Source organism: Streptomyces antioxidans (assembly GCF_000968685.2).
Taxonomy (GTDB): Bacteria; Actinomycetota; Actinomycetes; order Streptomycetales; family Streptomycetaceae; genus Streptomyces; species Streptomyces antioxidans.
Genome location: NZ_LAKD02000006.1, coordinates 72,363 through 95,174, shown reverse-complemented (window position 1 = coordinate 95,174; position 22,812 = coordinate 72,363). Strand labels below are relative to the sequence as shown.

18 protein-coding genes and 2 pseudogenes are annotated in these 22,812 nt (G+C 72.8%); 9 read left to right on the top strand and 11 right to left on the bottom strand.

The window, feature by feature from the left end:
* Window positions 1–191: 191 nt before the first annotated feature.
* A pseudogene (locus tag VT50_RS05360) lies at window positions 192–935 on the top strand (ThuA domain-containing protein); the annotation flags it as partial.
* Entirely contained in the window at window positions 935–3,352 is a 2,418-nt protein-coding gene (locus tag VT50_RS05355) for a glycoside hydrolase family 95 protein (RefSeq protein ID WP_046084680.1), read from the top strand. The pseudogene VT50_RS05360 and the gene VT50_RS05355, both read left to right, overlap by 1 nt.
* 121 nt (window positions 3,353–3,473) lie before the next feature.
* On the opposite strand, the gene VT50_RS05350 is transcribed toward VT50_RS05355, so the two are convergent.
* The 8 genes and pseudogenes from VT50_RS05350 to VT50_RS05315 all read right to left on the bottom strand — a co-directional run bounded on the left by VT50_RS05350 (window position 3,474) and on the right by VT50_RS05315 (window position 10,731).
* Entirely contained in the window at window positions 3,474–3,701 is a 228-nt protein-coding gene (locus tag VT50_RS05350; RefSeq protein ID WP_046084679.1) for a hypothetical protein, read from the bottom strand.
* 437 nt (window positions 3,702–4,138) lie between these two features.
* Window positions 4,139–4,343: pseudogene (locus VT50_RS41270) on the bottom strand (haloacid dehalogenase); the annotation flags it as partial.
* Between the two features lie 149 nt (window positions 4,344–4,492).
* On the bottom strand, window positions 4,493–5,299 hold the full coding sequence (locus tag VT50_RS05340) for an acetoacetate decarboxylase family protein (RefSeq protein ID WP_046084699.1): 807 nt from the start codon (window positions 5,297–5,299) through the stop codon (window positions 4,493–4,495).
* Window positions 5,300–5,303: 4 nt separating this feature from the next.
* Window positions 5,304–6,665, bottom strand: a complete 1,362-nt coding sequence (locus VT50_RS05335) for a pyridoxal phosphate-dependent decarboxylase family protein (RefSeq protein WP_046084677.1) — start codon at window positions 6,663–6,665, stop codon at window positions 5,304–5,306.
* Window positions 6,666–6,715: 50 nt separating this feature from the next.
* Complete coding sequence (locus tag VT50_RS05330) at window positions 6,716–7,564, bottom strand: fumarylacetoacetate hydrolase family protein (RefSeq protein WP_046084676.1); 849 nt, start codon at window positions 7,562–7,564, stop codon at window positions 6,716–6,718.
* Window positions 7,565–7,575: 11 nt separating this feature from the next.
* Window positions 7,576–8,505: a DODA-type extradiol aromatic ring-opening family dioxygenase gene (locus VT50_RS05325; RefSeq protein ID WP_046084675.1), complete on the bottom strand. Its 930-nt coding sequence runs from the start codon at window positions 8,503–8,505 to the stop codon at window positions 7,576–7,578.
* Window positions 8,498–10,009 carry an aldehyde dehydrogenase gene (locus VT50_RS05320; RefSeq protein WP_046084674.1) on the bottom strand — a complete coding sequence of 504 codons (1,512 nt, stop codon included), beginning with the start codon at window positions 10,007–10,009 and terminating at the stop codon, window positions 8,498–8,500. The genes VT50_RS05325 and VT50_RS05320 overlap by 8 nt, the downstream gene beginning before the upstream one ends.
* Window positions 10,010–10,155: 146 nt before the next feature.
* Window positions 10,156–10,731 (bottom strand): MarR family winged helix-turn-helix transcriptional regulator, encoded by a 576-nt coding sequence (locus tag VT50_RS05315; protein ID WP_046084673.1) that lies wholly within the window; start codon window positions 10,729–10,731, stop codon window positions 10,156–10,158.
* A 289-nt stretch (window positions 10,732–11,020) separates the two neighbouring features.
* On the opposite strand from VT50_RS05315, the gene VT50_RS05310 reads away from it, so the two are divergent.
* A complete protein-coding gene (locus VT50_RS05310) occupies window positions 11,021–12,376 on the top strand; it encodes a glutamine synthetase family protein (RefSeq protein ID WP_046084672.1) in 1,356 nt (451 codons plus the stop codon).
* A gap of 71 nt (window positions 12,377–12,447) precedes the next feature.
* On the opposite strand, the gene VT50_RS05305 is transcribed toward VT50_RS05310, so the two are convergent.
* Window positions 12,448–13,179, bottom strand: a complete 732-nt coding sequence (locus VT50_RS05305; RefSeq protein ID WP_046084671.1) for a dienelactone hydrolase family protein — start codon at window positions 13,177–13,179, stop codon at window positions 12,448–12,450.
* A 176-nt stretch (window positions 13,180–13,355) separates the two neighbouring features.
* On the bottom strand, window positions 13,356–14,297 hold the full coding sequence (locus VT50_RS05300; RefSeq protein WP_046084670.1) for a LysR family transcriptional regulator: 942 nt from the start codon (window positions 14,295–14,297) through the stop codon (window positions 13,356–13,358).
* Between the two features lie 98 nt (window positions 14,298–14,395).
* Here VT50_RS05300 and VT50_RS05295 point away from each other — a divergent pair, with 98 nt between their 5' ends.
* The 5 genes from VT50_RS05295 (at window position 14,396) to VT50_RS05275 (ending at window position 19,407) form a co-directional block, all read left to right on the top strand.
* Window positions 14,396–15,709 (top strand): aspartate aminotransferase family protein, encoded by a 1,314-nt coding sequence (locus VT50_RS05295; protein ID WP_046084669.1) that lies wholly within the window; start codon window positions 14,396–14,398, stop codon window positions 15,707–15,709.
* 90 nt (window positions 15,710–15,799) lie between these two features.
* Entirely contained in the window at window positions 15,800–16,726 is a 927-nt protein-coding gene (locus VT50_RS05290) for an ABC transporter ATP-binding protein (RefSeq protein ID WP_046084698.1), read from the top strand.
* Window positions 16,723–17,538, top strand: coding sequence for an ABC transporter permease (locus VT50_RS05285; protein ID WP_046084668.1), 816 nt, complete (start codon window positions 16,723–16,725; stop codon window positions 17,536–17,538). The genes VT50_RS05290 and VT50_RS05285 overlap by 4 nt, the downstream gene beginning before the upstream one ends.
* 34 nt (window positions 17,539–17,572) lie before the next feature.
* On the top strand, window positions 17,573–18,805 hold the full coding sequence (locus VT50_RS05280; RefSeq protein ID WP_240529046.1) for a sensor histidine kinase: 1,233 nt from the start codon (window positions 17,573–17,575) through the stop codon (window positions 18,803–18,805).
* Window positions 18,802–19,407, top strand: a complete 606-nt coding sequence (locus VT50_RS05275) for a response regulator transcription factor (protein ID WP_046084666.1) — start codon at window positions 18,802–18,804, stop codon at window positions 19,405–19,407. The genes VT50_RS05280 and VT50_RS05275 overlap by 4 nt, the downstream gene beginning before the upstream one ends.
* Window positions 19,408–19,458: 51 nt before the next feature.
* On the opposite strand, the gene VT50_RS05270 is transcribed toward VT50_RS05275, so the two are convergent.
* Window positions 19,459–20,385 (bottom strand): alpha/beta fold hydrolase, encoded by a 927-nt coding sequence (locus tag VT50_RS05270; protein ID WP_046084697.1) that lies wholly within the window; start codon window positions 20,383–20,385, stop codon window positions 19,459–19,461.
* Window positions 20,386–20,814: 429 nt separating this feature from the next.
* On the opposite strand from VT50_RS05270, the gene VT50_RS05265 reads away from it, so the two are divergent.
* Window positions 20,815–22,794, top strand: a complete 1,980-nt coding sequence (locus VT50_RS05265; protein WP_046084665.1) for an aconitate hydratase — start codon at window positions 20,815–20,817, stop codon at window positions 22,792–22,794.
* Window positions 22,795–22,812: the final 18 nt, after the last annotated feature.

Here is a 22,812-nt window from a genome sequence, read left to right as displayed (position 1 = left end):
TCGGTACGGTCCCCTTACGCTCAACGGACGCGGTCCATCCCCTCGGAGCCGGTGTCCGTACGGCGCCCCAGGCGCGACGGCGCGCGCTGTGCCCAACCCCCTTTGAGAATCACACTTCTCCCCGGAGGTTCCCCGTGCACAGGAAACGTCCCGACCTGCCCGTCCCCACCCCCACCGGGCGCCGCGCCGTGATGAAGGCCGCGGCCGGCGCCGTCCTGATCACCGCGGCGAACGCACCCGCGTGGGCCGCGCCCGTCCGCAGGCGGCCGAGGGCGGGCCGGGTGCTGGTGTTCTCCAAGACGGCGGGCTTCCGCCACGACTCCATCCCCGACGGCATCGCCGCCATCCGGGAACTGGGCGCCCAGGCCGGGTTCGCCGTCGACGCCACCGAGGACGCCACCGCCTTCACCCCCGGCAACCTCGCCCGCTACGCCGCCGTGGCCTTCCTGTCCACGACCGGCGACGTCCTCGACCCGGGGCAGCAGACCGCCTTCGAGGGTTATATCGCGGCGGGTGGCGGCTACGCGGGCGTGCACGCCGCCGCCGACACCGAGTACGACTGGCCGTTCTACGGCGGTCTGTGCGGTGCGTGGTTCCAGTCCCACCCGGCGATCCAGCAGGCCACCGTGAAGGTCGAGGACCACGCCCACCCGGCGACGGCCCACCTCGGCGACACCTGGGTGCGCACCGACGAGTGGTACAACTACCGCACCAATCCGCGCGGTACGGCCACGGTGCACGTGCTCGCCGCGCTGGACGAGTCCTCGTACAGCGGCGGCACCATGAACGGCGACCACCCCATCAGCTGGTACCAGCAGTACAAGGGCGGCCGGGCCTTCTACACCGGACTCGGCCACACCAAGGAGTCCTACGCCGAGCCCGCCTTCCGCCAGCACCTCCTCGGCGGCATCACCTACGCCACGGGCGGGGCCAAGTGACCCCTGACGTCCCGCGCCGAGCGTTCGTGGCCCTCGCCGCCACGACCACCACGGGCCTCGCGGCCACCGGCCTGTCCGCCGGGTCCGCCCACGCCGCGCACCACGGCGGCCACCGGGCGGCGGACCGGCCGCTGGCGCTGTGGTACCGCGCGCCAGCCGCCGACTGGCTGAGCGCCCTGCCCCTGGGCAACGGGCGGCTCGGCGCGATGGTGTTCGGGGGGACCGAGACCGAGCGGCTGCAGCTCAACGCGGACACCCTCTGGGCGGGCGGGCCACACGAATACGACAACCACAAGGGGCTCGCGGCCCTGCCCCGGATCCGGCAGCTCGTCTTCGACGGCAAGTGGCCCGAGGCCGAGACGCTGATCAACTCCGACTTCCTGGGTGTGCCCGGTGGCCAGGCCCAGTACCAGACCGTCGGCAACCTGCTCCTGACGCTGCCGACCGGCGGCACGGTGTCCGGCTACCGGCGGGAGCTGGACCTGGACTCGGCGATCGCCACCACCACGTACACCCGCGACGGTGTGACCTACACCCGCGAGGCGTTCGCCAGCGCCCCCGACCGCGTGATCGCCGTCCGGCTGTCCGCCTCCAAGCCGGGCGCCCTGTCCTTCGCCGCCACCTTCGACAGCCCGCTGCACACCTCGCTGTCCTCGCCCGATCCGCTCACCGCGGCACTCGACGGGACCGGGGACGCCACCGGCGGGGTGGACGGCGCGGTGGGGTTCCGCGCGCTGGTGCGGGTGCTCGCCGACGGCGGCGCCACCACCAGCGCGGGCGGGACCGTCACCGTCCGCGGAGCCAACGCCGCCACCGTCCTGGTGGCCATCGGCACCACCTATGTGAACTGGGAGAACGCCCGTGGCGACGCGGCGGGCCAGGCGGCGGGGGACCTCAACCCGGCGGCGAACCGCCCGTACGGACAGCTGCGCGATCGCCATGTCGAGGACCACCGCGCGCTGTTCCGCCGTACCGCGCTGGACGTGGGCACCAGCGACGCGGCGGCCCTGCCCACCGATGAGCGCGTCGCCCGCTTCGCCTCCGGCGGCGATCCGCAACTGATCGAGCTGCACTTCCAGTACGGCCGCTATCTGCTCATCGCCGCGTCCCGCCCCGGCACCCAGCCCGCCAATCTGCAGGGCATCTGGAACGACCTGACGGGCCCGCCCTGGGGATCGAAGTACACCATCAACATCAATACCGAGATGAACTACTGGCCGGCCGCCCCCGCCAACCTCCTGGAGTGCTGGGAGCCGGTCTTCGCCCTGCTCGACGAGCTGGCCGTGGCCGGGCAGTCGACGGCGCGCACCCAGTACGGCGCGAACGGCTGGGTCACCCACCACAACACCGACGCCTGGCGCGGCACCGCGCCCGTGGACGGCGCCTTCTGGGGGATGTGGCCGATGGGCGGCGCCTGGCTGGCCATGGCCATCTGGGAGCACTACCGGTACACCCGCGACACCGCGAAACTGCGGGCGCGCTACCCCGTGCTCAAGGGCGCCGCCCAGTTCTTCCTCGACGCGCTGGTGACCGACCCGGCCACGGGCGCACTGGTCACCTGCCCGTCCATCTCCCCGGAGAACGCCCACCACGGCGGGGACGGTGGCTCGCTGTGCGCCGGGCCCACGATGGACATGCAGCTGCTGCGCGACCTGTTCGGCGCGGTGGCCTCGGCCGCCGACGTCCTCGGCACCGACGCCGCCTTCCGGGACCAGGCGCTCGCCGCGCGCGGACGGCTCGCCCCCATGAAGGTCGGTGCGCGGGGCCAGCTCCAGGAGTGGCAGCAGGACTGGGACGCGGACGCCCCCGAGCAACAGCACCGGCATGTCTCCCATCTGTACGGGCTGCATCCCAGCAACCAGATCGGCCGGACACAGACCCCGGACCTGTTCGCCGCGGCGCGCACCACCCTCGTACAGCGCGGTGACGCGGGGACCGGCTGGTCGCTCGCCTGGAAGATCAACTTCTGGGCGCGGCTCCAGGAGGGGGACCGCTCCTACCAGCTGCTCACCGATCTGCTCACCCCCGAGCGCACCGCCCCCAACCTCTTCGATCTGCACCCGCCGTTCCAGATCGACGGCAACTTCGGCGCCTGCGCCGGAGTGACCGAATGGCTGCTGCAGAGCCAGCACGACGAGCTCCACCTGCTGCCCGCCCTCCCCCCGAACCTGCCGGACGGCAGCGTGCGGGGCCTGCTGGCGCGGGGCGGTTTCGAGGTGGACATCAGCTGGCGGGGCGGGGCGCTGGGCGAGGCCGGGCTGAGCGCCGGGGCGGGAGGCCCGACGCGGCTGCGCACGGCGACGGACGTACGGGTGACCTCCGGGGGCGCGGCCGTACCCACGACCCGCCCGGAGCCGGGGGTCACGGCCTTCACCGCGAACGCGGGCGCCACGTATCTGGTCCGCCCCGCCTGACCACGGACCGCAGCCGGTCCGCCCCCGCCTGACCACGGACTCGGCTGTCCGTCGCGGACTTCCAGGCGTCGATGTAGGACGACCGGCCCCTGGTTCCTCCGCGAAGTGAGCCCTTTGTGCGCTAGCGGTTGGCCTCCGCCTGGGCCAGCGCGCCCCGATGCTCCTTCGTCCACTCCGCCCCTTGCTGGTCGGCGGGGAGGCCCTTGAGTCCGGCGGTGATGTGGTCGGCTGCCAGGTCGAACTCCTTCAGGCCCAGGTGTGCCAGGCCTAAGTTCAGCCGCTGCAAGTTGGGGGTGAGCCGGTACGCGGTGCCGGGAGGCTGGTCCTGGGCGGCGTCGGACAGCCCCACGGCCTCGTCCAGCAGTCGGCGGGCCTGGCCCCAGCCGTTACCCAGTCACCACCTGGTCACCGCCCAGTCACCAGGAGCGACTTCACATCCGGGGAAGACTGTCCGCTACGCGGAGACCCCGCACCGGGGCGAGTCGGCCGGGGCATGGTCACGCTGAATGGGAGCCCGACGTCATGGGTGACGTACAGGTCCCGGAGCGCAGCTGGTCGTCGAGCGCGGACAGCGACTCATCGGGGAGGAGCACGTCCGGGCGGATGGCGAGCGGTCACCGTCGCAGGCCACGGTGACCGTGTCGAAGCGGATGCCCATCAGCCCGACCCCGCAGCAGTGCGGGAAGGCCGGCCGCCGAGTCCAGTACGTGGGTGGCCCCGGCCGCGCGGAACGCCTCGTCACCGTGGGCCCCGGTGCGCGCCCCGGCGACCAGACCCGCCCCGGCCCGTGGTGCGCACATGGGCCAGCTTCTCGGCGTGGTCGGGGGTTGCCGGGCTCGACGCCCAGCTCACCGGCGGCGGCGTCGAAGGCGCGCTCGACCAGGCCGCCGTCGGCGACGGTGGTACCGGCCATGTCGAGGGCCACCAGGCGGATGGCGCCGTTGCCGCCGGAGGCGCCGTTGGCGCCGGTCGTGTCGGTCGTGGTGGTCATGTCGGTTGGGCACCCGGCCGTGCTCCGGAATACCGGAGCGGACGGGGGCGCCGGGGGCCTGGTCGTTCGGGTAGTCCACGCGGAGATCGTCGCAGACGGGGGCGCGGGCCCGGGCGGTTCCCCCACGGGTGACGGACATCCGGGTGCGGCTACTGTCCCCCCGAGGTGCCGGACTCCAGCAGCCTGCCGCCGTCCCAGACCACGCCGACCTGGCGGTAGTACGCGGCGATCGGCTCGCGGACCTCCAGCCGGGCCAGCTCCTCGGTGGGCGCGTCGAACAGCTCGAGCTCGGCGTCGCCCACCCACGGCTGACCGCCCTCGAAGGAGGCGGCGCCGGACTCGATCAGCTCGTCGAGGGCGGGGCCCTTGCCGTTCTCGATCGACGGCAGCCGACGGTGGTGGGCCATCGGGTGGCCGTTGACGAAGCCTCCGGTCCCGGAGGGTTCGCGCAGGGTCACCACGGCCTGGGCGAGGCGCCGGTCGGCGGCGGCGAGGGTCGCGCCGAACCGGGCCCCCGGCCCGATGCGCGGGGCGGGCCCGTACGGGTGGGGGCGGGTCTGGTGGATGGAGCCGAACTTCTTCGGATAGCCCTGCTGGAGGCCGCGGGCGATCGCGAAGTCCTTGTCGACCCAGATGTAGACACAGCGGGAGTACGTCCGGCCCCGGTAGGCGCAGCGGACGACCGCGAAGGCCTCCTTGTACTGGGAGAGCACCGGATCCAGCAGCTCCCGGCCACCGGCCGCGCAGGACTGCCAGTCGGCCCAGATCAGCGCGACCGCCCCCGGATCCTCCGCGGCCGGTTCCAGCGGCTCCGGCAGGAGTTCCCGCACCCGTGCGGGGTCGGTGCGGTACTCGACGGTGAGCAGATCGCCGGAGTAGTGCCACGGCGGGGAGGGGATGAGGGACGCGGCGCCGGTGGCGGTCCTGGGCGGGAAGTAACCTCGCAGGCCGGTCATGCCGTCACGCACCCGCGAGCCGTTCCAGCCGCTCATGGAGCTGGTCGACATAGTCCTCGGACTCCGGCTTCATCAGCACGCTCCGCAGGACGCGGGCCCCGTCGGCGTCCCGGACGAGCTTCGGATGGAGGGCCGTCAGACGATCGGCGCCGACCCGGAGCGTGCTCACGAAGACGGGGTCGCCGTCCGCCATCCCCTCTTGGAGGACGCGATTGCTTGCCGCGTCGATCTGCGACAGCGTGGCGGCCTCGGTCACCGGGAAGTAGCTGACGATGTCCAGCTCCGGGGCCTGGTACAGCTCCAGCCGGGCGGAGCCCTCGATCAGTTCGGCCCAGCGCAGCGCCGCCCGCCGGCCCGCGGCGAGCGACTGCCCCAGCCCCTCCCGGGTGGGCGGTATCAGCTGGAACGTGAGCCACAGGGCGGCGGCCGCCGCGCCCGCGCGGGAACACTCCAGGCTGATCTCGCCGAGGTGCAGCTCCCCGGAGGTGAAGTAGGTGTACGGCGAGTCATGCAGATAGAACCGGCCCACCGAGGGATCGCGGAACAGCACGGCGCCGCAGCCGTACGGCTGGAGGCCGTGCTTGTGCGGGTCCACGACGATGGAATCCGCCTCGGCGATGGCCCGCCACGGCTCCTCGGGCAGCCCCTCCGGGCCCGGCGCCCCGGCCAGCAGGGTGAAGAAGCCGCCGTAGGCGGCGTCCACGTGGACGCGGACGCCGTAGCGCTCGCGCAGCGCCAGCGCCTCGTGGACCGGCTCGACGGCGCCGAGCCCGGTGGTGCCCGCGGTGAGCACGACGGTGCCGACGCGGCCGGTCCGCAGGACCCGCTCCAGCGCGTCGAGATCGATCCGGCCGAGGTCGTCCACCGGGACCGGATGGCCCTCCACCCCCAGGACACCGCACATCCGGCCGTGGGTGTAGTGGGCCTCGGTGCTGTAGGCGACGCCCTGGCCGGGGTGCAGTTCGCGCGCCACGAAGAGCGCCTCGAGGTTGGCGATGGTGCCGCTGGTGGTCAGATGGCCGAGGTGGGTGTCGTAGCCGAACATCGTGGCGAGCTGCTGGACGGCCTCCCGCTCCATCTCGGCGGTGGCGGGACCACCGTCCAGAGCGTGGTTGTTGGGGTTGACCAGCATCGCCGTGAGGTAGCCCACGACCGCCGCCGGATGTGGTGGCTTGAGCATCTGGCCCGCGTAACGGGGGTGGAAGAAGGGGTAGTTGTCCTTCAGCCGCTCGGTGAAGGCCTCGAACGCGGTGGCGAACCGGGTGTCGTCGACCGCCAGCGCAGGATGGGGCCGGTAGGGGCCGAAGCCCTTCGCCCAGTCGGCGTTGGACGCCACGGCCGTGGCGAGCCAGGCATTGAGATCCATGTGGTCCACTCCTTGGTCGGACGGGCTTCGGTTCGGCGTCGCCGGTGTGGTCAGGGCCGCTTCGGCGGCCGGATGCCGCGGAACTCCCAGTCCCCGCCGAGGGCGGTGGACAGGACTTCCTCCGACTCGGTGGGCTGCGCTCCGACGTCGCCGCGGACCGGGGCCGGTCCGGTGACGATGTGATTGGTGAGCCGCCCCAGGCCCTCCACCTCCACCTCCACGACATCGCCGGGCTGTACGGGGCGGGAGTTGGCGGGGGTCCCGGAGAGCAGCACATCACCGGGGTGGAGGGTGATGGTGCGGGCGATGTCGGCGACGAGATAGTGCATGTCCCACGCCATCTCGTCGGTGGACCCGTCCTGCACCAGGCGGCCGTTGACATAGGTGCGCAGGTATTTGCCGTGGAAGTCCCAGTCGGTGACCAGCCCCGGCCCCAGCGGGCACAGGGTGTCGGACCCCTTCACGCGGAGCATCGAACCGGCGTCGGTGTCCCGGAAGTCATGCAGCCCGTAGTCGTTGGCGACCGTGTAACCGGCGATGTGGTCCGCCGCCCGGTGGGGTGCGATGTTCCGCGCCGTCCTCCCGATGACGATGGCCACCTCGCCCTCGTAGTTGAGCCACTTGCAGCCCTCGGGGCGGACGACGGCGCCCCGGTGGGAGTTGAGGGCCGAGGTGGGCTTGTGGAAGTAGGTGGGGGCGGCGGGGAGCCGGGCCTGGAACTCGGCGACCCGGCTGCGGTGGTTGAGGTGGACGGCGATCACCTTGGAGGGGACCGCGGGAGGCAGGTGGTGTGCCTGGCGGACCGGGACGCGGCGGCCGTCGCCGGCGAGGAGTTCGTCCCCCTCGCGGACGGTCTCCACCACGGCGCCGTCGAGGAGGATGCGGCGGTACTCGGGCATGTCGGCTCTCCTCAGACGGGGCTGGTCGGGGTGGTGGTGGGCGTGGCCGGGCCGGCGCCGGTCCAGCCGTCGGCCGGGCGGTCGAACCAGAGGTGGGCCTGGCCGGTGCCGATGGCGTTCTCGTACGCGCCGTACTGGCGGGCCGGGGCCACGCACGCCCGCTCGCCGAGGGCACCGGCCATCATCAGATAGTGGAAGAACCTCGCCTCGGGCTGGTGCTGCCAGAACGCGTCCATGGTGTCGATGACCTTGTCGTGGCGGCCCTCCTTGAGCCAGCGGACGCGCTCCTCGTCGGCCGCCCTCGCCTGCGGGGTGAAGACATGGCGCGGGTCGCTGGCCTCGTGGTCCCGGATCTCGCGCAGCGGCCAGAAGGTGTGCGAGAGGGCGCCTGAGGCGACCAGGAGCACACGGCGGCCGGGCGTCGCGGCGATGCCGTCGGCGAGCGCACGGCCCAGCCGGAAGTGGTCCTCCATGTCGCCGGTCTGGCAGACCCCGATCGTCATCCACCGCTTGTCCGGCAGCCCCTCGCCCAGGAATTTCCAGAGGTTGACGGTGGCGTAGTGGATCGGCAGGAAGGGGTCGTCGATCGGGGTGACGAAGGTGCCGTGTGGCTCGGCGAACCGGGCGACGGCACGGGCGAGTTCGGGGTCGCCGGGGAAGTCGTACGGCATCCGGCACATGCCCCGCGGCAGCTCGTCGGAGGTGAACAGCCCCGCGCGCCGCGCGTGGGCCGTGACCACGAACTCGACGGTGGTGGCCCAGTGGGAGTCCAGGATGACGACGGTGTCGTAGCCATCGCGCCCGAAGACGTCGTCGCGGAGCTGCCGGAGGCCGGTGACCAGGGTGATCTCCTTGCCCTCGTTGAGCTCGCGCCGGGTCTCTGCGGGGAGCACGATGGTGGGCACATGGGCGAGCAGACCCGCCCCGACGATCTCACCCATGGTCGCTGAATCCCTCTCCGGCGGTCACGCGGTTCTTCAGATCGCAGTAGAAGTCAAAGCTCCAGGTGCCGCCCTCGCGGCCGACCCCGGAGAGCCGGGAGCCGCCGAACGGCGCCCGCAGATCCCGTACGAAGAAGCAGTTGACCCAGACCGTGCCCGCCACCAGCCGGGCGGTGACGCGTTCGGCGCGCCGGTGGTCGCCGGTGGCCACGGTGGCGGCCAGCCCGTAGCGGGTGTCGTTGGCGAGGTGGACCGCCTCCGCCTCGTCCGCGAAGGTCTGCAGGGTCAGCACCGGGCCGAAGACCTCCTCCTGCACGATCTCCGAGTCCCGGGCGACATCGGTGAGGAGGGTGGGCCGGTAGTACAGACCGCCGCGCCGGGTGTGGGAGCCGCCGCCGAGTACCACGCGGGCACCGGCCGCGATCGCCCGCCGTACGAAACCGTCCACCCGCTCGATCTGGCGGGGGTGGATGGTGGGCCCGATGTCGGTGGCCTCCTCGCGCGGATCGCCCTGCGTCAGCCGGGCGGCCTTCCCGACGAAGCGGTCGGTGAACTCCTCCGCGACGGACTCCTCGACGAGGAGGCGGGTGGCGGCCAGACACACCTGCCCGGCGTTGTCGAACTGCTCCACGGCCAGCTCGGCGGCCAGCTCCAGATCCGCGTCCGCGAAGACCAACAGCGGGGATTTGCCGCCGAGTTCGAGGCTCAGCGGGGTCAGGTTCCGCGCGGCGGAGGCGGCGATGCGCCGGGCGGTCGGCACCGAGCCGGTGAAACTGATCCGACGGACGTCCGGGTGGGAGGTGAGACCGTCGCCGATCTCGGAGCCGTGGCCCTGGACCACATTGAGGACACCCGGCGGCAGCCCCGCCCCGGCGGCGATGTCCGCGAGCAGCGAGGCGGTCAGCGGGGACCACTCCGCGGGCTTGAGCACCACCGAGTTCCCGGCGGCCAGGGCCGGGGCGACCTTCCAGGTGGCGAGCATCAGCGGCGCGTTCCACGGCGTGATCAGCACACAGGGTCCGGCCGGGTCCCAGCTGATGTGATTGGTGTGGCCGGGGTTGGTGTGGCCGTCTGTGTGGGTCGTGAAGTCCTCGTGGCCCAGGGACAGCAGCCAGTCCGCGAAGAAGCGGAAGTTGCGGGCGGCGCGCGGTATGACACCCCGGCGGTGCGAGCGCAGCAGCGCGCCGTTGTCGGTGGTCTCCACGATCGCCAGCTCCTCAAGGCGCTCCTCGACGCCGTCGGCGATGGCGTGGAGGACGCGGGCGCGCTCGGCCGGGGGAGTGGCGGCCCAGCCGGGGAAGGCGGCCTTGGCGGCGGCCACGGCGGCCCCGGCCTCATCGGGGCCGCCGCGGGCGATCCGGGCGAGGGTGCCGCCGTCGATCGGCGAGAGGTCGGGGAAGGTGTCGGCGGACGCCACGCGCCGGCCGCCGATCCAGTGCCGGGTGTCGACGGTGACACCGGCGATCCGCGCCTCGCTCACAGCTGTGTCCGGCCGTTGGGGCATGTTCCGGGTCTCCTCCGCCTCTTCGTTTGACCCCAAACAAGCTAAGGGTGCCACGGGACTGGGTCAAGGTCGCCTCGGCGGCTGGGTCCCGGGGTGCTCCGGGGAGGTGGCCTGGGGGTGTTGTGGGGAAGTGTCCGGGGCGGGGGTCACCGGCGGGAGCGGCGGCCGGAACGCCGCGGGGCGAGGTCCGTTCCGTCGAGCAGCTGCCGTCGGCGTTCCTCGCCGTGCTCCTCCAGCTGCGCCACGATGGCGCGGAGCCCGTTGGCCAGCCGTAGGCACTCCTCGGCGCTCAGCGGTGTGGCGACGAACGCCTCTTCGGCGTTGAACGCGGGGAAGAGGCGCTCCATCAGCTCTTCGCCCTCGGGGGTGAGCGAGAGCAGTACGCGCCGCCCGTCCTCCGGGTGGGGCGCGCGGGCCACCAGCTGGCGCGCCTCGAGGGTGCGCGCGATCCCGGTCAGCGTCCCCTTGGAGATGCCCGCCTCTTCCGCGACCGACCAGGTCTCGGCCTCGCCCCAGATCCACAGCACCCACAGCACCACGAAGCCGGTCCAGGTCAGATCGTGCGGGCGCAGCGCGGAGTTCTCCAGGTGCTGGCGGACGGCCGCGGCGGCGCGGTGGATATTGGCGACGGCGGCCATCTGTTCCCGCTGCAACTCGAAGCCGCCGAGCCGTTCCTGGACGGCCTGTTCGGTCTCGGCGATGGATCGGCGGCGCCCGGGCACGGTGGCTCCTCCTCGGCTTCGGGCGGCCTGGGCCGCCGGGGGTGATTCGTTCGCGCTCAAATGTAGCCCCGAGCGCCGGGGGTGCCGGGCGATGGCCGCGCCCGGGTCGGGGCGGCGGCCGTGGCCGGGGCCGCATCGCCGCGGACAAGCCTTGTGAACGGCTCGGACGACTCATATCCTGTGGCCCTCTCATTTGGCATCAAATAATCCGACACCCCGGCGGGGTGCCGCGACAGGGCACGGGGTCGGAGCGGAGCACACCGTCCGGCCCGCTTCCAGGGAGCGACCATTGAGCGCCGAGCCAGCCGACCGGGTCCACCTCAGGGCCGAGGCGCTCGCGGCCGAGGGCATCGACGTCGTACGGGTCACCTATCCCGACCTGATGGGCGCCGACCGCGGCCGGGACATCCTGCTGCGCCAGCTGCCCCACGCGGTCGGCCACGGGCTCGCCTTCAGCCGGGCCGTGTACCACACCGCGGCGCTGGGCGATCACTCGTACATCCCCGGCGGACTCGAAGCCGGTATGCCGGACGTCCTCGTCCGCCCCGATCTGACCACGCTCGCCGCCCTGCCGTGGGAGCCGGGCGTGGCCTGGTGCATCGGCGACGTCAGGGACCCGGCCACCGGGCTGCCCGTGCCCGAATCGCCACGGGACCTGCTGCGCCAGGTCATCGGCCGGCTGCTGGACGAGGACCTGACCGCGGTCGTGGGCCCGGAGCTGGAATACGTCCTGCTCGACCCGGACCCGGACGCACCCGTCGGCTGGCGGCGCTACGCCCCCGCCCCCGGCCACGTCTACACGACCGGCCGCACGGGCGACCCGGACCGGCACCTTCTGCGCACCCTCCGGGCGTTGCACGCGCTCGGGCTCGACGTCAGCGGCGGCAACCGGGAGTACGACAGCGGCCAGTTCGAGCTCAACCTCAGCCACTCCGAGGCGCTGGACGCCGCGGACCGGGCCTTTCGCTTCAAGGCCGCGGTCAGGGAACTCGCCCGTGCGGAGGGCAGGTTGGCCACGTTCATGGCCAAGCCCCTCAACGACGGGGGCGGCTCGGGCTTCCACGTCCACCTGTCCCTCGTGGACGCGGACGGCCGTAACGTCTTCGACGCGCCCCGGGAGCCCTACGGGCTGTCCGCCCCGGCGCGCCACGCCCTGGCGGGAGTGCTCGCCCACGCCCCGGCGCTCTCCGCGCTGCTCAACCCCACCGTCAACTCGTACAAGCGCTTCGGCCCGGACACCACGGCCCCCTGGCTGGTCAACTGGGGCCTGGACAACCGCAACGCGCTGGTGCGCGTCCCGCCCGAGCGCGGCGCCGCCGCCCGCCTGGAGGTGCGGCTCGGCGACGCCACCGCCAACCCCTATCTCGCCATCGCCGGTCTGCTCGCCGCGGTCCAGCTGGGCATCGCCGCCGCCGAGGAGCCCCCGCCGCCGATGACCGGCGAAGGCCATGACAGGGGCGCCGCCACCCCGCTGCCGACCGACCTCGGCCGCGCCCTCGGCGCCCTGGAAGGCGACGACCAGCTCATCGACGCGCTCGGCAAGCCCTTCGTCGACGCCTTCCTCACCTTCAAGCGGGACGAACTGGCCAGGTTCCAGCGGTACGTCACCGACTGGGAGTTCCGCGAGTACGCCCGGCTTATCTGAGGCCGGTCCTCCCCGAGGTGCCGGTGGTCTCAGACGAGGTGCCGGAGGTCTCAGGCGAAGCGCCGGAGGTCTCAGGCGAGGTGGCGGGCGAAGAACCTCAGCGCGCCCTCCAGCTCGAAGGCCGGGAGCTCCCCGTGTGCTCCGGGATTGGCGTGCAGTGTCTTCTCGGCCGAGGCCAAGGCGTCGAACAGCGCCAGGCCCTGCTCACGCGGCACCCGCTCATCGTCCCACTGCACCAGGAACTCCACCGGGACGGTGATCCGCGCGGCGGCCTCGGCGGCGGCGAGGGCCCCGCCCAGACCCAGCACCGCGGCGCGGACCCGGGGTTCTGCGGCGACGAACGGAACGCCGAGCCCACAGCCCAGCGAGATCCCCCAGTAGCCCACCGGACCGGCGCCGACGTGCGCGAGCTGCCGCACCGCGTCCAGGACCGCCCGCCATTCCGGAACGGTCTGGCGGGCCACGAGCGCCTGGAACCCGGCGATGAGCGGCGCCAGTTCCGCCCCGGCCGCCACACGAGCCTGGTTCTCGGTGGCGATCCGGTTGTACTCCTCGTGCGGTGGCCGGTCGCCGTGTCCGGGCACATCGACCGCCACCGCCGCGAAACCGCACTCGGTCACGGAGCGGTGGGCACGGGCCAGGATGTCCGGGGCCTTCTTGTGCTGACCGCCGCCGTGTCCCAGCACGATCAGGGGACGGGCGCCGGTGGCGCCCTCCGGCGTCCAGAGCACACCGGGAATCTCACCGAGGGTGAAGAGCTGTTCGCGGACACCGTCGGTTGACGTTTCAGAGGTGAAGCGCATTGCGTCGCAAGCCTTTCGGGATGCCTTCCGCGGGCACTCCCTAGGCCATGCGGGAGAAGGAGGCCCGACCGGTCACAGTGTTGATCGGTCTCACCTCCTCGGTTCGCGGCAGCGCACGGCGGCACCGAACGTACCACGAAGCCGAGTTGTCCCCCGGGCCCTACTCGGGACCGTGGTCAACGGTCCCGGGCGGGGTGCTGGCTCCGCTGGTTCGGGGCGGACAGGGCCGGGATCTCGGGGTGGTCGCGCAGGGCCGCCACGACCGCGTTCACCGCCGCGCGCTGCGTCGTGCCGCGCCGCACCGCGATGGTGATGTTGCGGTGCACCGGTGTGCTGAGCTCGCGGGTGGCGACGGCGTGCTCCGGGGTGATGGCGAGGGCGGGCAGCAGGGTGATCGACCGGCCCGACTCAACATGCCGCAGCAGCATCAGATAGTTGCTGAACCGGCAGGCCACCCGGGGTTCGAACCCCGACTCCCGGCACAGCCGCACGGTCAGCTCCGCCATGTACGACCGCGGCCGGTCACACGCCCAGGTCTCCTCCGCGCACGCCGCGAGGTTCACCGTCGTACGGCTGGTGAGCGGGTGGTCGCGCGGCAGCACCAGCACGATCGGGTCGGTCCCCAGCGGGATGATCTCGAGGTCCGCGCCCCAGGAGAGGCCGACGTAGTCGGTGGTGGTGACGATGACGTCCGCCTCGCCCGAGCGGAGGGCCGGGCCGCCCTCGTGCGGCTCCAGCTCGATCAGCTCGAGGTGCAGTCGCGGATGGGTGGTGGCCAGGCGGGCCGCCGCCGGAACCGCGAAGGTGTAGATCGCGCTCTGGAACGCCCCGAGCCGTACGGTACCGATGGGCTCGTCGTTCAGGGCGTGCAGCTCGGCCTCCGCCTCCGCCATCTGGTCCAGGATCTCCCGGCCCCGGCGGGCCAGCAGCAGTCCGGCCGGGGTCAGCCGCACCCTCCGCCCGGTGCGCTCGATCAGCCGGCAGCGGGTCTCCGTCTCCAGGACCGCCAGCTGCTGGGACACCGTCGACGCGCTCAGGTGCAGCGTCTCGGCCACCGCGCGCACGGTGCCCAGGGTTTCCAGCAGGCTGAGCAGCCGCAGCCGGCCCGAGTTGAGCATGGCCCCGATTCTACGGTTCCGCTGTGCGGTTCTACCGAACAGAACGGTCAGATCCGTGCGATGGACACACGCAGCGACGCATCCCTACCGTCGTCCGTATGGATCCCGAGACAGCCGGTGGCGCCGTGGAGCGCCACCTCATCCGCTATTCCGGCCGAGCCGCGTTCACCCCCGAGGTCATCGCCCGTGCCGCGGGCACCTCGGTGTTCACCGAGGGCGGCCGCGAACTGCTCGACTTCACCTCCGGCCAGATGAGTGCGATCCTCGGCCACTCCCATCCGGAGATCGTCGCCACCGTGCGCGAGCAGGTCGCCCACCTCGACCATCTGCACAGCGGCATGCTCAGCCGCCCGGTCATCGACCTGACCCGGCGGCTCGCCGAATCCCTGCCCGACCCCCTCGAGAAGGCGCTGCTCCTGACCACCGGGGCGGAGGCGAACGAGGCTGCGGTGCGGATGGCGAAGCTCGTCACCGGCCGCCATGAGATCGTCTCGTTCGCCCGGTCCTGGCACGGCATGACCCAGGCCGCAGCGAACGCCACCTACAGCGCCGGGCGCAAGGGCTACGGACCCGCCGCGCCGGGCAACTTCGCACTGCCGGTCCCGGACCGCTTCCACCCCGACATCGTGGACGCCGAGGGCGTGCTCGACTGGCGCCGCCAGCTCGACCTGGGCTTCGACCTCATCGACGCCCAGTCCGTCGGCAGCCTCGCCGCCTGCCTGGTCGAGCCGGTCCTCAGCTCCGGCGGCGTCATCGAACTCCCGCCGGGTTATCTCGCCGCGCTGGCCCAGAAGTGCCGGGAGCGGGACATGCTGCTGATCCTCGACGAGGCGCAGACCGGGCTGTGCCGCACCGGCGACTGGTACGCCTTCGAGCACGAGGGCGTGGTCCCGGACATCCTCACGCTGTCCAAGACGCTCGGCGCGGGGCTGCCGCTGGCCGCCGTGCTGACCAGCCCGGAGATCGAGCAGCGGGCGTACGACCGGGGGTTCCTGTTCTTCACCACCCATGTCAGCGACCCGCTGCCGGCCGCCGTCGGCAACACCGTCCTGGACGTGCTGGCCCGCGACCACCTCGACAAGCGGGCGCGCGAACTCGGTACGGCGCTGCGCGGTCAGCTCGCCGAGCTCGCCACCCGCCACGAGGTCATCGGGGACGTCCGCGGCCGCGGGCTGCTGCTGGGCATGGAGCTCGTCGGTGACGAGGTGCTGGGCGCCGGTGGCGCCGACCGGCTCGGCGCGGCCGTCACCCGGCGCTGCTTCGAGCTCGGGCTGCACATGAACATCGTCCAGTTGCCGGGCATGGGCGGCACCTTCCGTATCGCGCCCCCGCTGACCGCGAGCGACGACGAGATCGCCCGCGGCGCCGCCATCCTCGACCAGGCGCTCACCGACGCCGTCCGCGGCCTCTGACGGATGTCATGAGTCCGCATGACATCCGTCATGCGGACTCATGACACACCGCACTCCTCCCGGCCCCGCCGCGCCGGAAACCTGGACGCCATGGACACCGTTATCGAAGCCGCCGACTTGCGGCGGCACTACAAGGGCTTCGAGGCCGTGCGCGGCATCGACCTCACGGTCGCCCGTGGTGAGCTCTTCGCACTCCTGGGGACCAACGGGGCCGGGAAGACCTCCACCCTCGAGGTCCTGGAGGGGCAGGCCACGCCCACCTCCGGGACGGTCAGGGTGCTGGGCGGCGACCCGTACCGCGACCGCGCCGCCGTACGCCCCCGTATCGGGGTGATGCTCCAGGAGGGCGGCTTCCCCACCGAGCTCACGGTCGCCGAGACCGCCCGCATGTGGGCCGGGTGCACCAGCGGGTCCCGGCCGGTGGCCGAGGCCCTGGAGCTGACCCGGCTCACCCAGCGGCGGGCGGTGCGGGTCAAGCAGCTCTCCGGCGGCGAGCGCCGCCGCCTCGATCTCGCCCTGGCCCTGCTGGGGCGGCCCGAGGTGCTGTTCCTCGACGAGCCGACGACCGGCCTGGACGCACAGTCCCGCCACGAGACCTGGGAGCTGATCCAGCGGCTCAAGGACCAGGGCACCACCGTGCTGCTCACCACCCACTACCTGGAGGAGGCGGAGCAGCTGGCCGACCGGCTGGCGATCATGCACGCCGGACGGATCGCCACCTCGGGGCGGGTCGCCGACGTGGTGGCCGAGCGGCCCTCGCGGATGGCGTTCGAGCTGCCCCCGGACTACTTCCCCGGCGATCTGCCACCGCTGGCACCGCTGGGGGTGACCAGGCAGGAGAGCGCCGGGCGTACGGTCCGGCTGGAGACCGCCGACCTCCAGCGCACGGCCACGGAGCTGCTGCTGTGGGCCCGGGACAAGGACGTGGCGCTGCACGGGTTCGACGCCCGGTCGGCGACGCTGGAGGAGGCGTTCATGGAGATCGCGAAGGGCCTGGAGAGCGAGGCGGCACGATGACCACGTCAGCGACCCGTACGGTACGGACCCCCGCGGCCACCCCCACCCGGGTCACCGCCAGGGACCGCCTGACCGCCCTCGGCCGCGCCGAGCTGACGCTGCTGATGCGCAGCAAGGCGTCCCTGGTCACCGCGGTGGTCCTGCCGAGCGCCATGGCCTTCGCGATGCGCGGTGTGGTCAAGGAGATGGACCTGGGCGGCACCGGTCTGTCGATGGCCACCGTCATGCTGCCCGCCGCGCTGGCGCTGGCACTGTTCTTCTCGGTCTATACGAACCTGGTCGGTGTGTACGTCCTGCGCCGCGAATCCCTCGTGCTGAAGCGGCTGCGCACCGGCGAGCTGCGCGACTGGGAGATCCTGGTCGGCAACGCCCTCCCGGCGTTCCTGCTGGCTACCGTGCAATCCGTGCTGCTGGCGATCGGGATGACCGTGTTCCTGGACGCGGACGCCCCGGCCGCCCCGCACCTGGCGGTCTTCGGCCTGCTCGTCGGCGTGGCGATGCTGGTGGCGGCGGGGGCGCTCACGGCGGCGTTCACCCGGACCGCGGAGAGCGCACAGCTGACGTTCCTGCCCTTCCTGCTGCTGACCATGGGCGGCTCCGGGGTCTACGCGCCGCGTGAGGTGATGCCGGACACGATGGCCGACATCGCCGCCTGGCTGCCGTTCTCGCCGGTGATGGACCTGCTCAGGGGCGGCTGGACCGGCGGCCTTGACGGTATGGACCAGCTCCGGGCGGCGCTCCTCGCGCTGGCCTGGACGGGCCTGGCAGTGTTCGGTGTGCGCCGGTGGTTCCGCTGGGGACCGCGGGGCTGAGGACGGCGGAGCCCGAGGCGATGGGACGAGGAGCATGAGCGGGACGGCGACCATGAGCGTGGAGGACTGGGTGGAGCGGCTCGGGGGCCCGGACGGCCCCGAGCGCTACCGCCGCTACAGCCTCGCCGCCGTCGTCTTCCTCGCGGCCACCGAGGCGGTGCTCTGGGTGTTCTGGATCGCGACGGCGGAGGCCGGTCCGCTCGGGCTGGCGCTGGTGGCGGCGCTGGGCGCGGCCCACGTCACCGTCCAGGGGCTGCTCTCCCGCGCCGCCCTGCTCTACTACCTCGGCGCGCGGCCGCGCCCGGTCCCGCTGGTCGCGCTGTATGTCGCCCTCACCGTGGCCATGGCCACCCTGGGCTGCGTACTGCTGGCCACCGGACGCATCCAGCAGGGGAACCTGGTGTCATATCTGGTCTGGCTGCTGATGTACTACGCCGGTCCGCCGATGCTGGCGCTGCCGCGCCGCCCCGGGGTGGCGCTGGTCGCGGCGGTGCCGGTGGCGGCGATCGGCGCGGCGGTGGCGAGCGGGCTGTCGGGCCAGCGGCTGGTCCTCGTGATCGGCGCCGGCCTGCTCATGGTTCCCTTCATGGCGACGGCGATGCGGATCTCCGGGTGGAGCGTACGGCTGATCGAGGAGCTGGCCAGGGCGCGGGCCACACAGGCCCGGCTGGCCGTGGCGGAGGAGCGGCTGCGCTTCGGCCGCGATCTGCACGATGTGCTGGGCCGCAACCTCGCGGTGGTGGCGCTGAAGAGCGAGCTCGCGGTGCAGCTGGCGCGGCGGGGCCGGGAGGAGGCGGTGGCCCAGATGGAGGAGGTGCAGCGGATCGCGCAGGAGTCACAGCGGGAGATCCGCGCGGTGGTGCGCGGCTATCGCACCGCCGACCTCCACGCCGAGCTGGCCGGGGCCCGGTCCGTGCTCGAGGCGGCCGGGATCGACTGCCGGATAGAGAACGGCCCGGCGGCGCGGCTGCCCGCACAGACACAGGCGGCGCTCGGCTGGGTGGTCCGTGAGGGCACGACGAACGTGCTCCGCCACGCACAGGGCGCGTCCCGCTGCGAGGTGTCGGTGCGCGCGGTGGCCACCGGCTCGGTGGCCCTGCTGATGGAGAACGACGGGGTGGACCCGGACCCCCGGCCGGGCACCGGCAGCGGTCTGCCGGGGCTGCGCGAGCGGCTGGCCGAGGTGGACGGCACGCTGTCGACCGAACGGCGCCCGGACGGGACCTTCCGACTGACCGCGAGGATCCCCTGGGAGGCGGCCGAATGATCAGGGTTCTGCTGGCGGACGACGAACACCTCATCCGGGGCGCGCTCGCCTCCCTCCTCGCGTTGGAGGACGACATCACCGTGGTGGCGGAGGCCGGAACGGGCGACGAGGCGCTGGCGATGGCCCGCGCACACCGCCCCGACGTGGCCGTCCTGGACCTGAGGATGCCCGGATACGACGGGGTGACGGTGGCGGCGCGGCTGCGCGACGAGGTGCCGGAGTGCACCTCGATGATCGTCACCAGCCACGCCGCGGCCGGGGCGCTGAAACAGGCGCTGGCCGCGGGTGTGCGGGGCTTCGTGCCCAAGACGGTGTCCGCGCGCCGACTGGCCGAGATCATCCGCACGGTGCACAGGGACGGCCGCTACGTGGACCACGAACTGGCGGCGGACGCGATCGCCGCGGGTGAGTCGCCGCTCACTTCCCGCGAGGCGGAAATGCTGTCGCTGGCCGAGGACGGGGCACCGGTGGCGGAGATCGCGTCGCGCGCCGCGCTGTCGCCCGGGACGGTGCGCAACTACCTGTCCGCCGCCGCGGCCAAACTCGGCGCGGAGAACCGCCACGTGGCGGCGCGGATCGCCCGCGAGCGCGGGTGGCTGTAGGGGGCGCGTCCCAGGTTCGCGTCCTCTCGCCGGATGGCCATCGGCGGTCGGTCAGCGCGGCCGTCGGCCCCGGCGGCGGCCGACGAGGAGGGCGCCACCGCTGAGGAGCAGCGCCGCGGCGCCCGCGGTCACCCATGCGGTGGCCGTGTCGGCGGGCCGGGACTCCGGCCGGGCGCGGGAGTCGGAGGGGTTGGCCGCGGGGGAGGGCCGGGCCGAACCGGTCGCGGTGGCGGCCTTGACGATGAGGTCGGTGACCGCCTGGGGGTGGGCGATCATGGCCACATGGGAGGAGTCGATCTCGACGGTGTGCGAATGGGCGCGCTTGGCCTCGAAGCGCTCCTGCCGGGGGTTGATGGTCTTGTCCTGCCGGGCGACGAGGAACCAGGACGGAATCTTCCGCCACGCCGCCACCTTCGCCTTCTCCGAGAACGCGGCGGTGCTGGCGGGCCGTTGGGTCGCCGCCAGCAGCCTCGCCGTACCGGCCGACAGATCGGCGGCGAAGACCCGGTGCAGCTTGTCCCGCTTGAGGTACAGGTCCGTGCCCCGCACACCGCCCCCGGCCCGGTAGCGGACCGCCCTGGTGGCGGTGGCGAGCTCGCTGGGGTACCGGGCGGCGAGCGACTGACCGCTCTCCCCCTTGTCGGGCATCAGGGCGGACACGTACACCAGCGACTTCACCCGGGAGTTCCCCGCCGCGGCCGTGCTGATGACCGCGCCGCCGTAGGAGTGGCCCACCAGCACGATCGGGCCCTTGACGCTGTCCAGGACGGAGGCGATGTAGGCGGAGTCGGTGGCGAGGCCGCGCAGCGGGTTGGCGGGGGCGATGACGGGATACCCGCGGCGCTCCAGCCGTGCGATGACACCGTTCCAGCTGGAGCCGTCCGCGAACGCGCCGTGGATCAGGACCACGGTGGGCTTGCGGCGGGGCGCGTCGTCCGCCGCCGCGGCAGGGGCCGCCGTGGCCGCGCACACCGCCAGGGCGCATCCGGCCGCCGCGGCGCGTGCCCGGACCCGTCCACGTGCCCGGACCCGTCCACGTGCCCGGACCCGTTCGCGTCCGGAGCCGAGAGCCGGAGACGCCGCCATGGTGTCCTCACTTCCCTGGAGGTCTTCGCCGCAGGTATTCGCCGCAGGTATTCATGTGCGGGCTGTGGCTCCTCAACGTTCGCCGGACCCGAGTGACGGGGCCGCACGGCGGTGTCCGACCGGGTGAGACGGCTGATCCGGTCGGCTGACCCCGCGCCCCTCGGGAGGGGCCGACGTCCGGTTCCACCCCTGCCGATCTCCGGCAATCGGCAGGAAGGAACGGGAAGGAAGGAACGGGAAGGAAGATGACACGGCGCGGACCGGGTACCCGACGCGGGGCGCCCGGAGGGCCCGGACGCTCCGCCCGGAAGGCGGTGGCTCATGGATCTGCCCCGTGCCCGTGCGCACGGCACCGTGACCCAGCGGCTCATCGACGACCACCTGCTGTCCGGCCGGACGGAGCCGGGGGAGGAGATCGCGCTGCGGGTGGACCAGACGCTGACGCAGGATGCCACCGGCACGCTGGTGATGCAGGAGCTGGAGGCGCTGGCCCTGGACCGGGTCCGTACCGAGGCCAGCGTTCAGTACGTCGACCACAACATCCTCCAGGCCGATGAGCGCAATGCCGAGGACCATCTCTTCCTGCGCTCGGCCGCCCGACGCTTCGGCCTGTGGTTCTCCAAGCCCGGCAACGGCGTCTCCCACCCGACCCATATGCACCACTTCGGCGCCCCGGGAAAAACCCTGGCCGGTTCGGACTCCCACACCTGTGCGGCCGGTTCCCTGGGCATGCTGGCGATCGGCACCGGCGGCCTGGAAGTGGCGCTCGCCATGGCCGGACGGCCGCTCCACCTCACCATGCCGAAGGTCTGGGGCATCCGGCTCACCGGGGAGCTCCCTCCGTGGGTCAGTGCCAAGGACGTGATCCTGGAGCTGCTGCGCCGCCACGGGGTGCAGGGAGGAGTCCAGCGCGTCCTGGAGTACCACGGCCCCGGTCTGGCCTCCCTCACCGCGATGGACCGCCACGTCATCGCGAACATGGGGGCGGAACTGGGCGCCACCACCACCGTGTTCCCCTCGGACGGGGCGGTGCGCGGCTTCCTCGACGGGGTGGGGCGCGGCGCCGACTTCGTGGAGATCACCGCGGTGGAGGACGCGTCCTACGACCTCGACGAGGAGATCGACCTGTCCTCACTGGAGCCGCTGATCGCACGGCCCACCTCGCCGGGAAACGTCGTACCGGTCAGGGAGGCCGCCGGGGAGCCCATCACCCAGGCCGTCATCGGCTCCTCCGCCAACCCCGGGTTCCGCGACTTCGCCGTTCCGGCCGCCATGGTGGCCGGGCGCCAGGTCCCGGCCGGGGTGAGCTTCGACATCAACCCGACGTCCCGCGAGATCCTCCAGGACCTGACGCGCCGCGGCGCCACGTTCGACCTGATCGCCGCCGGTGCCCGCATCCACCAGTCGGGCTGTCTGGGCTGCATCGGCATGGGGCAGGCCCCGGCCCCGGGGAGCAATTCGCTGCGCACCTTCCCGCGCAACTTCCCCGGCCGCTCCGGCACCGTGGACGACGCGGTGTGGCTGTGCTCACCGGAGACCGCCACGGCCTCCGCGCTGACCGGTGCCATCGCCGATCCGCGCGACTGGGCCGCGCGCACCTCGGTGGCGGCCCCTCCCGCACCGGACGCCCCGGACCCGCCGTCGCACAACGACGCCATGCTGGAACCACCGCTGCCACCAGGCGAGGCCGCACGCGTCCAGCTGGTGCGCGGCCCCAATATCTCCGCGCTGCCGGAGCTGGATCCGCTGCCGGACAGCATTCACGGCCCGGTGCTCCTCAAGGCCGGCGACGATGTCTCGACCGACGAGATCTCCCCGGCCGGGGCGAACGCCCTGCCCTACCGCTCCAACATCCCCAAGCTGGCGGAATTCACCCTCACCCGGCTGGACCCCGACTACCCGCGGCGCGCCGAGGCGGTCCGGGAGGACACCGGGCACCTCATCGTGGCCGGTGCGAACTACGGACAGGGCTCGTCCCGCGAACACGCCGCCATCGCCCCGCGCTACCTCGGCCTGCGAGCCGTCATCGCCACGTCCTACGCCCGCATCCACTGGCAGAACCTGGTCAACTTCGGTGTGCTGCCGCTGGAGTTCGAGGACCCCGCGGACTACGACCGCATCGGCCGCGACGACCGGCTGCGTCTTTCCGGTCTGCGCGGGGCCCTGGCCCCGGACGGCGAACCGAGGCTCCGCGTCCACAACACGACCCGGGACGAGGAGTACACCGTCCGCCACCGCCTCTCGCCACGACAGCGGGCAGCGGTGCTCGCGGGCGGTGTCATCCCAGCTCTCGCACACTGAGGCGTACGGGGGCCTGAT